This window comes from Herbidospora cretacea, from assembly GCF_001570605.1.
Classification (GTDB): domain Bacteria; phylum Actinomycetota; class Actinomycetes; order Streptosporangiales; family Streptosporangiaceae; genus Herbidospora; species Herbidospora cretacea.
Map to the genome: position 1 here is coordinate 175,788 of NZ_BBXG01000003.1, position 12,755 is coordinate 188,542.

Annotated in this window: 10 protein-coding genes; 3 read left to right on the forward strand and 7 right to left on the reverse strand. The window is 72.0% G+C overall.

The genetic code is table 11. From position 1 onward, the window contains the following. Positions 1–27: 27 nt before the first annotated feature. Positions 28–837: a tyrosine-protein phosphatase gene (locus AW270_RS06650; protein ID WP_061291770.1), complete on the forward strand. Its 810-nt coding sequence runs from the start codon at positions 28–30 to the stop codon at positions 835–837. Positions 838–901: 64 nt separating this feature from the next. Here AW270_RS06650 and AW270_RS06655 read toward each other — a convergent pair whose 3' ends face one another. Then, positions 902–1,912 (reverse strand): Gfo/Idh/MocA family oxidoreductase, encoded by a 1,011-nt coding sequence (locus tag AW270_RS06655; RefSeq protein WP_061291772.1) that lies wholly within the window; start codon positions 1,910–1,912, stop codon positions 902–904. Positions 1,913–1,916: 4 nt separating this feature from the next. Further along, positions 1,917–2,816 (reverse strand): proteasome assembly chaperone family protein, encoded by a 900-nt coding sequence (locus tag AW270_RS06660; RefSeq protein ID WP_061291774.1) that lies wholly within the window; start codon positions 2,814–2,816, stop codon positions 1,917–1,919. Positions 2,817–2,916: 100 nt separating this feature from the next. Here AW270_RS06660 and AW270_RS06665 point away from each other — a divergent pair, with 100 nt between their 5' ends. Next, positions 2,917–3,315, forward strand: coding sequence for an ankyrin repeat domain-containing protein (locus AW270_RS06665; RefSeq protein WP_061291777.1), 399 nt, complete (start codon positions 2,917–2,919; stop codon positions 3,313–3,315). Here the strand turns inward: AW270_RS06665 and AW270_RS06670 are convergent. Further along, a complete protein-coding gene (locus AW270_RS06670) occupies positions 3,312–5,420 on the reverse strand; it encodes an ATP-binding protein (RefSeq protein WP_061291779.1) in 2,109 nt (702 codons plus the stop codon). The two genes, AW270_RS06665 and AW270_RS06670, sit on opposite strands and share 4 nt — an antisense overlap. A 129-nt stretch (positions 5,421–5,549) precedes the next feature. Between AW270_RS06670 and AW270_RS39450 the strand changes: the two genes are divergently transcribed. Next, a complete protein-coding gene (locus AW270_RS39450; RefSeq protein ID WP_169807266.1) occupies positions 5,550–5,717 on the forward strand; it encodes a hypothetical protein in 168 nt (55 codons plus the stop codon). 2 nt (positions 5,718–5,719) lie between these two features. Here the strand turns inward: AW270_RS39450 and AW270_RS06675 are convergent, their stop codons facing one another. The 4 genes from AW270_RS06675 to AW270_RS06690 all read right to left on the reverse strand — a co-directional run bounded on the left by AW270_RS06675 (position 5,720) and on the right by AW270_RS06690 (position 12,716). Then, positions 5,720–6,718, reverse strand: a complete 999-nt coding sequence (locus AW270_RS06675; RefSeq protein ID WP_061291781.1) for a terpene synthase family protein — start codon at positions 6,716–6,718, stop codon at positions 5,720–5,722. A gap of 297 nt (positions 6,719–7,015) precedes the next feature. Beyond that, on the reverse strand, positions 7,016–7,861 hold the full coding sequence (locus AW270_RS06680) for an ABC transporter permease (protein WP_061291783.1): 846 nt from the start codon (positions 7,859–7,861) through the stop codon (positions 7,016–7,018). After that, positions 7,858–10,428 carry an alpha/beta fold hydrolase gene (locus tag AW270_RS06685; protein ID WP_061291785.1) on the reverse strand — a complete coding sequence of 857 codons (2,571 nt, stop codon included), beginning with the start codon at positions 10,426–10,428 and terminating at the stop codon, positions 7,858–7,860. Before AW270_RS06685 ends, AW270_RS06680 begins: the two co-directional genes overlap by 4 nt. Next, positions 10,425–12,716 carry a beta-glucosidase family protein gene (locus AW270_RS06690; protein ID WP_082801360.1) on the reverse strand — a complete coding sequence of 764 codons (2,292 nt, stop codon included), beginning with the start codon at positions 12,714–12,716 and terminating at the stop codon, positions 10,425–10,427. Before AW270_RS06690 ends, AW270_RS06685 begins: the two co-directional genes overlap by 4 nt. Positions 12,717–12,755 lie beyond the last annotated feature (39 nt).

The window sequence follows — 12,755 nt, forward strand, 5'->3', positions numbered from 1 at the left end:
CAGACGCGACAGATAGGCTCATACGTGATGAATGAGAATGAGCGCTGGATTGTTCTCGAAGGTGCGGTCAACGTGCGGGACCTGGGGGGTCTGCCGACCGTTGACGGCGGCCTCACCCGCCCCGGCCGGGTCCTCCGTTCCGACAACCTGCAGAGCCTCACCCCCGCCGATGTGAACCTGCTGGTCACCGAGCTGAAGCTGCGCGACGTGATCGACCTGAGATCGAACACCGAGGTCCGGCTGGAGGGTCCCGGGCCGCTCACCGACGAGCCCGACGTGGCGATCCACCACCACACGCTGTTCGCCGAGGGCGGCCTGTTCACCGACGCGGCCAGCGACGACCCCGACGAGTCGGAGGAGCTCGACGAGCGGGCGCTGCCGTGGGCCGACGCCGAGCGGCTCGACCCCGAGCTCCGGGTCACCGGCCACTACTACGGCTACCTGCGCGACCGCCCCGACTCGGTGGTGGCCGCGCTGCGCGCGATGGCCCGCAGCGACGGCGCGGCGCTGGTCCACTGCGCGGCCGGCAAGGACCGCACCGGCGTGCTGTGCGCGCTGGCCGAGGAGGTCGCCGGGGTCACCCGCGAGGCGATCGTGGCCGACTACGTCGCCACCGGCGACCGCATCGCCGCCATCCTTGAGCGGCTCAGGTCGAGCGACACCTACCGCGTCGACCTCGACTCCAAGCCCGCCGACAGCCACATCCCCCGGGCCGAGTACATCGAGCACTTCCTGGAGATCCTCGACACCCGCTACGGCGGCCCGCTGGGCTGGCTGGCCGAACACGGCTGGACCGACGACGACACCGCCGCCCTCCGCTCCCGCCTGCGCGACTGAGAAGCCCTTTCTCCGTCACGGCTCCGCCTGGCCGGCCACCCGACCAGGCGCGGCCACCCGAGCCCTAGCGGAGGGTGATCACGCGGCCCTCGTCGGCGGACACCCGGGCGGCCCGCAGGACGGTCAGCGCCTCGGCCGCCGACTGCGGGGTCACCGGCGGCGGTCCCTCGCCCCACAGCGCCCGGACGACGCCCTCGTAGAAGGCCCGGTAGTTCCCCGGCTCGGTCGCCACGGGCTCCTCGCCGAGGAAGCCGGGCTCGCCGTCGCCGAAGCCGGGCTCGGCCGGGCTGCGGCCCGCCCGGAGCCGGTCCTCCTGCGGGTCCATGCCCCATTTCGTGTACGCGTTCTCGGAGCCCAGCACCCGGAAGCGCGGGCCCAGGTTCGCCGCGACCGCGCTCACCCACAGGTGGGAGCGGGCCCCGTTCGCGTGGGTGAGGGCGATGAAGCTGTCGTCGTCGGCCCGCACCCCCTCGCGCCGGACATCGGCCTCGGCGTACACCGACGTCACCGGGCCGAGGAGCTGGAGGGCTTGGTCGACCAGGTGGCTGCCCAGGTCGTAGAGGAGACCGGCGAGGTCCTCGGGGCCGCCCTGCTCGCGCCAGCCGCCCTTCGGGACCGGGCGCCAGCGCTCGAAGCGGGACTCGAAGCGGCGGATCTCGCCCAGGCGGGGGCGCAGGCGCTCGATCGTGAGGAAGTCGCCGTCCCAGCGGCGGTTCTGGAAGACCGTCAGCAGCAGGCCCCGCTCACGGGCCAGCGCGGCCAGCTCCAGCGCCTCCGCGGCGGTGGCGGCCAGCGGCTTGTCGACCACGACCGGCAGCCCGGCGCGCAGCGCCTCACTCGCGATCGGCACGTGGGTGCGGTTCGGCGAGGCGACCACGACGAGGTCGACCAGGGGATGGAGGTCGGCGGCGTGGCGGACCACCGCGACGCCGGGCCCGATGCGGGCCGCCTTCTCCGGGTCGCCCGTCACCACGGCGGCCAGCCGCAGACCGGGGGTGGCGGCGATCAGCGGCGCGTGGAAGAACTCGCCGGCCGGGCCGTAGCCGACCAGGCCGACCTTGATGTCGTCGGTCACGGTGTCACGAGTCCCGGTCGTCGCGCTCCGCCAGGAACGCCTCGAACTGGGCGGCCAGTTCGTCGCCCGTCGGCATCGGGGTCGAGTCGGCCAGCAGGTTGTCCTTGCCGGAGGTGAAGGCGTCGTACTGCTGCTCCAGGCCCGCGATGGCGCCGGACAGCTCGGCGCTGGCCTGGATCTGCTCCTCGATCTCGGTCGTGGTCTTGTCGGCGGCGTCGCGCAGGGCGTCCATCGGGAAGACCAGGCCGGTGCCCCTCGTGATCGCCTCCAGGGCGGTCACCGCGGCCTGCGGGTATTCCGCCTGGGCCAGGTAGTGGGGGACGTGGATGGAGTAGCCGAGGGCGTCGTGGCCCTTGGCGCCGAGCCGCAGTTCGAGCAGGGCCGCCACGCTGCCGGGGACCTGGACCTTGCCGAACGGGCTCACCTGGCCGTTGATCAGCTCAGGACGGCTGCCGTGGGCGGTCAGGCCGATCGGGCGGGTGTGCGGGACGCCCATCGGGATGCCGTGGATCGTCACCATCTTGCCGATGTTCAGCCGGGTCGCCAGCATGCCGATGGCCTCGGTGAACAGCTCCCACTCGCGGTCGGGCTCAGGACCGGTGAGCAGCAGGAACGGGGTCCCGGTCAGGTCGTGGGCCAGGTGGAGCGTCAGCTCGGGCATGTCGGCCTCGACCCAGCGGTCGGTGTCGAAGACCATGACCGGCCGCCGCGACCGGTAGTCGATCAGCCGATCGACGTCGAAGGTGGCCACGACCCGGTGGTCCAGCTCCGTCATCAGGTGCCCCAGGGCCAGCCGCCCCGCTCCGCCCGCGTCGACGAAACCTTCGAAGTGGTAGAGCAGCACCGGATCGGTCAGCTCGGGGACGTCACCGTCGAGCCGGTAGAGATCCGTCGGGTCGTACACGACTGGCAGCCTTTCTCACGGTCTGTCTTCTACAGAACCTCCGGCGGGGTGAATCGATTCCACGCCGTTTCGGGGACCCTACCGGGCGACAATAGGGCGCATGGAGCCGGATCAGGAACTCGTCGACTTCGCCACCCGGCTGTTCGGATACGCCCGGGGCGGGCAGACCGCCGAACTGGTCGCCTACGTCGACGCGGGCGTCCCCGCCGACCTGCACAACGAGAACGGCGACACCCTGCTCATGCTGGCCGCCTACCACGGCCACGCCGAGACGGTGAAGGCGCTGCTCGACCGGGGCGCCGACCCGGGCCGCCCCAACGACAAGGGCCAGCTCCCGCTGGCCGGGGCCGTGTTCAAGAAGAACCACGACGTGGTCAGGGCCCTGTACGACGCGGGCGCCGACCCCCACGAGGGCCGGCCGTCGGCCGCCGACACCGCGCGGATGTTCGGCGACACGACCTCCCTGGAGATCTTCGGCCTCGGTGAAGACGGGGCCTAGAGGTCGTCGATGACCTCCAGCTCGCCGAGGGCGACCGCGATGGTGTCCTCCAGCGACAGCGCCTGCCCGGCCGCGAACACCCGCTCGAACTCCTCCGAGCCCATGGTCTCCTTGCACTGCTTGATGGTGCGCTTGAAATCCTCGCTGAGGAAGGGCGAGCCGAGCTGGGCCAGCCCCGAGGCCCGCCAGTTGTGCTCCGAGGCGCCCAGCAGGTAGGCCGCGTGGGCCTCCTGGTGGGTCGCGGCGGCGTGCCGGGCCATCGTCTCCAGGCAGAGCAGCACACCGGGCACGTCGTGGAAGTGGCGCTTGATCCGCAGCGCCTCGCGGGCGCTCGCCTTGACCCTGTCGGTCCGGTCGGTCTCGATCTCCAGCACGGCCTGGATCCAGACGGCGTAGGAGCGGATCCACAGCTCGCCCCGCTCGTTGCAGATCTTCAGGCAGTCCTGGACCAGGGTCTCGGCCTCGTGGTAGTCGCCCTGGTAGGTGAGCACGAGGGCCAGCTCGGCCACGGCCGGGAGCAGGCCGGGGTTGAGCTCGCGGCCGCTCTTGTGGAACTCGATCGCCACGCCGAGCAGCGCGGTGGCCCGCTTGAAGTCGCCCTTCAGCATGGCGCTGGTGCCGAGCATCTTGGTCGCGAAGATCACCGCGCCCGAGTCGCCGACCTCCAGCGCCTCCGAGGAGCACTTCTCGGCCGCCTCGGTCGCGCCGTCGTGGTCGCCCTGCATGTTGCAGACGTAGGCGAGCGTCCACAGCGCCCGGCAGCGCTCCTTGCTGGCCTGGCGGGAGATCTGGAGCGCGCGCTCCAGGTAGTGGCGGCCCTCGCGCATGAAGCCGCAGGCCACCCACATGAACCAGAGCGAGGAGAGCAGTTCGAGGCCGATGCGGACCTCGCCGGGCACCGACAGGCAGTAGTCGACGGCCGTGCGGACGTTGTCGTGCTCCTGGCGCATCCGGACGAACCAGTGGACCTGGCGCGGGCCCGACCAGGCGTGCTCGCCGCGTTCGGCGAGCTGGAGGTAGTAGTCGCGGTGGCGGCGGCGCAGGTTGTCGGTCTCGCCGAGCTTGTCGAGCCACTCCTCGCCGTAGTCGCGCAGGGTGTCGATCAGGCGGTAGCGCTGGCCCGAGACGGTGTTGTAGCTGAGCAGCACCGACTTGTCGACCAGGCCGGTGATGACGTCCATGATCCGGTCGGGCGGCAGCGTGTCGCCGGCGCAGACGTAGCGCGCGGCGTCGAGCTCGAAGTCGCCCGAGAACACCGACAGGCGGGCCCAGAGCAGCCGTTCGGCCGGTTCGCACAGCTCGTGGCTCCAGCCGATCGCGGCCCGGAGCGTCTGGTGGCGCGGTAACGCGGTGCGGGAGGCGCCCGCCAGCAGGGAGAACCGGTCGGTCAGCAGGCCGAGGATCTGCTCCACCGACAGGGCGCGCAGCCGGACCGCCGCCAGTTCGATCGCCAGCGGGATGCCGTCGAGCCGCACGCACAGCTCGGCGACGGCGGTGACGTTGTTCTCCTCGACCGTGAAGTCGGGCACCACGGCGGTGGCCCGCTGCCGGAACAGCTCGACGGCGTCGTTGTTGTAGGGCGACTCGCCCGGATCCTCGCCCGGCACCTGCAGCGGCGGGATCGGCACCACCGACTCGCCGGCGGCGTCGAGCGAGCGGCGGCTGGTGGCCAGCACCCGCAGGTTGGGATTGCGGCTCTGCAGGTCCTCGATCAGCTCGGCGCAGGCCGAGACCATGTGCTCGCACGTGTCGAGGATGAGCAGCACCTTGCGCTCGCCCATCCAGTCGGCCAGCGAGTCGCCGCCGGGACGGCTCGACTGGTCGGCCAGGCCCAGGGCGGTGCGGACGGTGTGGTGGAGCATCGACGCGTCCTGCAGCCGGGCCAGGTCGACGTACCAGATGCCGTCGTCGAACTGGGGGCGCAGCTGATGGGCGACCCGCAGAGCGGTCCGCGTCTTGCCGACGCCGCCGATCCCGGTCACCGTGACCAGTCGCGACTGCTGGATGCGCTGCCTGATCGTCGTCAGCAGCCGCGACCGCCCGACGAAGCTGGTGAGCTCCGCCGGAAGATTGCCCTCTCTGCGCCTACCTGCTGGGGTCGCCATGCCGCCTCACGGGGGGTGTCGCGTTCCGGCTTGCACCTGCTCCGGCATCGTACCTTTAGAGGGATTTGCCTGTGGGGAGCGTTGGGGAGATACCTCATCCTGTGGTGCCCCTTCGCTAGGCTGGGAACCATGTCTGAGCCGCAGCCCGATGAACTGCGCCCGGTCGACCTGTCCGACGACGGCCTACCGGTGCTTCCCGACCAGACCCTCGACGACACCGATCACGGGTGGGGCGAGTGGCGGGAATCGTCCGACGACATCTCCCGCTTCCTGGAGGACCGCCCGCCCCACTGGTGACCTCACCTGACCGCCAGCTGGTCCCACCACCAGGTGATGGCCGGGAGCGGCAGGGGTTCGAGGCGGTCGTCGCTGGCGCGCTCCTTCCATGATCCCGGCATCGCGACCGGGTCGGCCGCGACGCGGTCGGTCGGGTTGCGGGGGTCGAGGTAGCGGCCGGTGCTCATCGCCCAGGCCAGATAGCCCCTGATCCACTCGCCCAGGCCGTGGACGTAGCGGCCGAGCGCGGGGGAGGCGTCCGCGCGGACCTCGTCGCCGACCTTGAGGAACAGGGTCATCACCCGGTCGCGCATGCGGACCGCCTCGGCGGAGGCCTCCTCGACCGACAGGCCGCCCGAGGTCAGCACGCTGACCAGGTTCTGGATCTGCGGATAGCCGTAGCGGTGCTGGCGGTAGGACTCCTTGTTGAAGGAGATCAGGTCGTTGTCCCAGGCGATGATCGCGTTGGCCATCTCGGTGAGCGCCCGTACCCTCGAGTCGGCCATGTCATCGGCGCTGACCTCGTAGCCGGCGCTGATGTCGACGAACATCACGCTGGCCCCGCAGGCGCTGGCGTTCAGCCACATGGTCACGTAGTCGTCGACGGCCGGGATCCGGCCCTCCAGCCGGTTGGCCGTCTCCCAGATCAGCCCGAACAGGTACTTGCGCTGCTCCTCGACCCAGCGGGCGAGCTGCACCGGGGTCGCGGCCTTCTCCAGGCGTAACCGGATGTCGCGCAGGCCCTCGGCCCAGGGGTCGTCGGTGAGGATCCTCGCGGTGGGCGCCTCGACGATGCGGGTGAGTTTGCTGACGAACTGCACGAAGGCGTCGAGAGACATGTCGTGCACGCGTTCGTCGCAGTACATGTCGTCGAAGGTGAACAACCAGAAGACGTAGTCGGCCGCCAGGCGCAGCCCTTCTCCGCGTCCGTGGGGCAGCGCCAGCGCGGCGCAGTGGCCGATGCGCTGGGCGGCCAGGTATTCGCGTTGCTCGGCTGATCGGAAGAGTCCGAAATCATCCATCCATTTGACCGTGGCACGGTCCACTTCATCGGCTTCGGGGGAGATGGCGTAGGGGAAAGGACAGTAGAACGAGGGGACGTCCAACCGGGGCGACGAAACGACGCTGGTCACGAGCAGGTCCTTCCGGTTCGTCTGGCCGGGCCCGACAAAAGTGGGACGGCATTGGCACGGTCCCGGAGCGCAGGAGTTTTCGGCCCGGTGAGTTGTGTGGGCGTGATTGCGCTTAATTAAAGCGTCCGAGCTTAATTGAGCCTTTTGTCCCATCGATTCCTACACGAAATCGGAGGACTGTCAATGTCAGGAAACGACGTCCTTGCGGCGGAACCGGCGGAACGCGAAGGCCAGCAGGACGGCGGCGTACGTCACCGCGACCGCGGCCCCCTTGATCATGCCGCTGTAGTCGGGCACCGGCGCCAGGGCGTCCAGCCAGGCGGTGTTCCAGAAGGTCGGCAGGAACTCCCGCAGGCCACCGAGGGCCTCCACGGCCTGCAGGATGGTGCTGACGATCACCAGGCCGACCGCGCCGCCGACGGCGCCCAGCGGCGAGTCGGTGCTCACGGACAGCAGGAACGCCAGTGATGCGACGACCAGATTGCTGACCATCGCGTACAGGATGACGATTCCGAATTTCGGCAGCACGTCGGCGGCCGGGATGAGCTCGCCGGTGCCGGGCACCCGGATGTCGTGCCAGCCGAACGCGATCGTGCCCGCCACCACCGCCATCACCGGCACGACCGTCACGGCGGCGGCCGAATAGGTCAGCGCGACGATCAGCTTCTGGCGCAGCAGCCGGTCGCGCGGGATCGGCGCGGCCAGCAGATAGCGCAGCGACGACCAGTTGGCCTCGCTGGCCACCGTGTCGCCGCAGAACAGCGCCACCGCGACCATCAGCAGGAAGCTCGCCGACACCGACAGGGCGAAGGCGGCGAAGTTCAGCCCGCCCTCGGTCGCCAGGTCGGAGATGCGCAGCCCGTTGCCGCCTCCCCGGTTGTTGTTCGGGCCGAACTGGAAGGCGATCACCAGGATCCACGGCAGCGCCGCCAGCAGCGCGAACATCACCATCGTGCGCCGCCGCCGGAACTGGCGGACGAACTCGACCCGGAGCGGGAGCGTGCGCCCGGGCGCGTAACCGGTCGCGGTCAAGCCTTTTCTCCGATCAGGTCGAGGAACACGTCCTCCAGGCGGGTGGAACCGTTGAGCGCGCCGCGGCTGAGCAGCTCGGTCACCGGCCCGGCCGAGACCAGGCGGCCCCGGTGCATCACGACGGCGTGGCTGCAGGTCTGCTCGACCTCGCCGAGCAGGTGGCTGGAGACGATGACGGTCCGGCCCTTCGTCGCGTACGCCCGCAGCACCCGCCGCATCTCGGCGATCTGGGGCGGGTCGAGCCCGTTGGTGGGTTCGTCGAGCACGAGCAGGTCGGGCAGGCCCAGCATGGCCTGGGCGATGGCCAGGCGCTGCCGCATGCCCTGGGAGTAGGTGCGGGTGGGCCGCTCGACGGCGGCGCCGAGACCGGCGATCTCCAGCGCCTCCTCCATGTGGGCGTCGGCGGCCGGGCGGCCGGTGGCCTGCCAGTAGAGCTTCAGGTTGTCGCGGCCCGTCAGGTGGGGCAGGAAGCCGGGACCCTCGACGAAGGAGCCCAGCCGCGACAGGACCGGCGCGCCCGGCACGACCTTCTCGCCGAAGATGCGGATCTCGCCCTCGTCGGGGTGGATGAGCCCCATCATCATCCGCATCGTGGTCGTCTTGCCCGCGCCGTTGGGCCCGAGCAGGCCGAGGACCTGGCCCTTCTCGACCCGGAACGACAGGTCGTCGACGGCCCGGTGGCCGTTCTTGTAGTGCTTGGTCAGGCCGGTGATCTCCAGCGGCACCTCGGCCAGCGCGGCGTCGGGCGCGATGGCGGCCCGGCGCGGCCGTCCGGTCAGCAGGATCACCGCCGCCGCGAGGACCGACACCAGCGGGAACGCCCACGTCCACCAGGCCGGCCCGGTGACCGGCGCGGCCAGCCCGGCGTCGACCGGCATCGTCAGCGTGGTCGAGCCCAGCCCCACCCGGTGGACGCTCGGCTGAGACGGCAGCGCGTAGGCCATGTCGGTCGTGGTCACCGACAGGCGCAGCACGTGGCCGGGCTCGACGCGGCGGTCGATCGCCGGGAGGGCGACCTTCACCGGGGTGCCGGCCGGGGTGGCGGTCACGCGCAGGGGCGCGGCCAGGCCGCCGGGGAGCACCGCGAGCTGGCCGGAGGCGGCGTCGTAGAGCTTGGCGAACAGGGTGACCTCGCCCTCGCCGTACACCTTGATCTCGGCGGTGGGCGAACCGGTCACGGTGAGCGCGGTGTCGAGCGGGCGGGTCTGGAAGGTCGCGACCTGGCCCGGCAGGTCGAGCGAGGCGCCCGCCGAGCCGCCGCCGCCCGCGCCGCCGCCGAGCAGGCTGCCGAGGCCGGGCACCGAGGAGATCGCGGCCGGGCTGCCGCCGGGCGGCGTGGCCACCTCCTGGTCGGGGCCGAGCAGGTCGAGCCGCGTCGTCACGGTCCCGCCGAGCCCGGCGTAGGCCGCGCCCTCGGCGTGGAGCAGCACGTTCTGGCGGGTGCCGGGGTCGCGGCCGCCGTCGCGCGAGACGGTGAAGCCCTCACCCGTGGCCGCGCCCGACTTCTTCAGGTGGGCGTCGAACCAGTTGAGCGTCTGGGCCAGGACGAAGTCGGCCTCGGCGTCGCCGCCGTCGTGGCCCCCGGCGATCCAGGCGACCTCGACCGGCGCGCCGGTGGCCGCGATGGCCTTGGCGTTGAGGTCGGCGTGGCCGAGCGGGAACAGCGAGTCGCGCTGGCCCTGGATGATCAGCGAGGGGACCTTGATCCGGCCCTGCACGGAGACCGGGCTCGACCTGCGGAGCAGCTCGATCGCCTCGGGCGTGGCCTTCCCGGTGGCCGCGATCTCCTGGTAGACCGTGCAGATCGCCGGCAGGAACCGGCCGCACTGCGCCTGCTCGGGGGTGATGCCGTCGGGGGCGGGCTGCCCCGAGGAGCCGCTGAGGAGCCGGGCCAGGCCGTCGGCCTGCGTCGAGGGGTTGAGGCCCGAGCCCCCGGCGCTGAAGAAGATCCCGGCCCACATCTTCTTGAACACGCCCTGGGCCGGACCGGCGCCGGACGCCTCGGGGAAGAGGGCGTCGGCCAGGTCGTACCAGGTGATCGACGGCGCGATCGCGTCGACGCGGGGATCGTTCGCGGCCGTCATCAGGGCGATCGCGCCGCCGTAGGAGCCGCCCGCCATGCCCACGCGCGGGTCGCCCGCGGCGTCGAGCAGCACGCCGGGCTTCTTCGCCAGCCAGTCGATCAGCTGCCTGACGTCCTTGACCTCGTAGTCGGGCGAGTTGAGCGCGATCTCCCCGGTCGACCGGCCGAACCCCCGGGCCGACCACGTCAGCACGGCGTAACCCTGCTCGGCGAGCTGCCCGGCCTGGTCGCGGACGCTGTCCTTGCTCCCGCCGAACCCGTGCCCGAGCAGCACGGCCGGAGCCTTCCCGCCGCCAGCGGGCGCGAAGTAGGAGGCGTCGATCAGGACCTTCTGGTCGTCGGCCGGCCCGTCGACGACGGGGATCACGACGTCCTCCCCCTGGGGCGGACCGTCGGACGGCCAGACCAGCCACACGATCGCGGCCACGGCGACGAGCACGGCGGCCAGCACGGCGAGGCCGCGCCGGCCCCCGAGAAACGTCATATCTTGAGCCTAGTGGGGCTGACTGAGAGTCCGCTGAGGACCCGGTAGGCGCCCGGCACGGCCTCCCAGCCCCTCTCGGTCCAGACCTCGACCGCCCGGCGGGGGATCTCGACGGTGACCGAGACCGTCTCACCCGGCTGTGCCGCGCAGGTGGTGAAGGCGGCCAGCCAGCGGGCCGGGCGGTCGCCCGGCTCGTCGGGGGCCAGGTAGACCTGGACGACCTCCCGGCCGGGCCGGGGGCCCGTGTTCGTCAGGGTGACGGTCACCTCCAGGCCGTCGACGGCGATCTCGTCGTAGGACCAGGTCGTGTAGCCGAGGCCGTGGCCGAAGGGGAACGCCGGGGCGGTCCCGTGGCGGTCCCAGGCGCGGTAGCCGACGAACCGGCCCTCGTCGTAGCGGAGCACGCCCTCCTCCGGTGTGACGTTGATCACCGGGCAGTCGGCGAGCTCGGCGGGCCAGGTCGTGGGGAGGCGGCCGCCGGGCTCCGCCGCGCCGGTGAGCACGTCGGCCAGGGCGTGGCCGCCCTCCTGGCCGGGGAACCAGGTCAGCAGGATCGCGGCGACCTCGTCGCGCCATGGCATCTCGACCGGCGACCCGGCGTTGACCACGACGACCGTGCGGGGGTTGACGGCGGCGACCCGGGAGACGAGTTCGTCCTGGCGGCCGGGCAGTTTCAGGGAGGTGCGGTCGAAGCCCTCGCTCTCGACCTCCTTCGAGGTGCCGACCACGACGACCGCCACGTCGGCCTCCCGGGCCGCCTCGACGGCCTGGGTGATCATCCGGCCGGTGGTGGGGCGCGGTTCGCGGTGGCAGAGGGCGAAGCCGACGAAGAACGGCGGCTCGGGGGCGTGCCGGACCGTGTGGACCAGGCTGACCACCACGGGGCCCGGCAGGTCGGCGAGGACCTCGTGCTGGGGCGGGAAGAAGAACCCGGCCAGGGGGTCGTCGGCGTCCGGGCGGACCGCGCCGTCGAAGAGGGTCCTGCCGTTGGCCTCCAGCGTGAAGCGGCCGACCCCCTGGACGGCCAGGGTGTTCCAGCCGGGCGCCGCGTCCAGGACGCCGCTGATCTCGACGGTGTGCAGCTCCTCGTAGGGGACCGGCAGCGTCCCGAGCCACAGCAGCGCGCCGTCCTTGAGGGGGAACTCGCCGAGCACCCGGCCCGCCGCGTCGCGGGCGGTCGCGGTCGCCGCCATGACGGCCGGGGCGACCGTCGCGCTCGCGTCGGCGCCCCGGCTGTACGCGACGTCGACCCCGGCGGCCGTCAGGCCCTCCAGCGGCGACACGGTGTGGTCGGGGAACACCATCGCGCTCCCGCCGCCGGTGACGCGCGGGTCGGCGGCCGGTCCGCCGATCAGCGCCACCTTCCGGCCGGGGTCGAGCGGCAGCACGCCGTCGTTGGTCAGCAGCGTGAACGACCGCGCGGCGATCTCCCGGGCCAACGCCGCGCCGTCCTCGGACTCGCGATCGGCGAGGTCGACCCGGGCGAACAGCGCCTTCAGCCGGGCCACTTTGAGGTCGAGAATCTCCTCCGGTACGAGCCCCTCCAGCACCGCCCGCGCCAGCGGCTCCCCGTAGACGCTGCCCGGCCCCGGCATGGCCAGGTCGAGCCCGCCGAGCGCGCACCTGACCGCGTCGCGGGCGGCGGTCCAGTCGGACATCACGATCCCGTCGAAGCCCCACTCGCCGCGCAGCACTCCTTCGATCAGCCCGGCGTGCTCGCACATCGGGACCCCGTTCACCCCGTTGTAGGCCGCCATCACGCCCCACGGCGCGGCCTTGCGCACGACCAGCTCGAACGGCGCCAGATAGAGCTCCCGCAGGGTGCGCTCGTCCACCTGGACGTCCACGGTCATCCGCTCGGTCTCGGAGTCGTTGGCCACGAAGTGCTTCACCGTCACGCCGACCCCGCCCGACTGCACCCCGGCCACGTAGGCCGCGCCGATCTCGCCGGTCAGCAGCGGGTCCTCGGAGAAGAACTCGAAGTGCCGCCCGCCCAGCGGCGTCCGGTGCAGGTTGACGCTGGGGGCCAGCAGCACGTGCACCCCCTTGCGGCGGCACTCGGCGGCCAGCACCTCGCCGGCCCGGCGGACCAGGCCGACGTCCCAGGTGGCGGCCAGGGCGGTCGGCGACGGCAGGGCGAGGGCCGGGTCGCCGGCCATCCACCGCGCGCCGCGGACCCCGATCGGACCGTCGGAGGTGACCAGGGAGGGCAGGCCGATCTCGGGCGCCGCGGGGAGCGTCCACATGTCCTGCCCGCCGAGAAGGGCTGCCTTGCGGTCGAGATTCATCTGCTCACCTCATCGTTTGATTGCGCCGTGAGTAAAGGG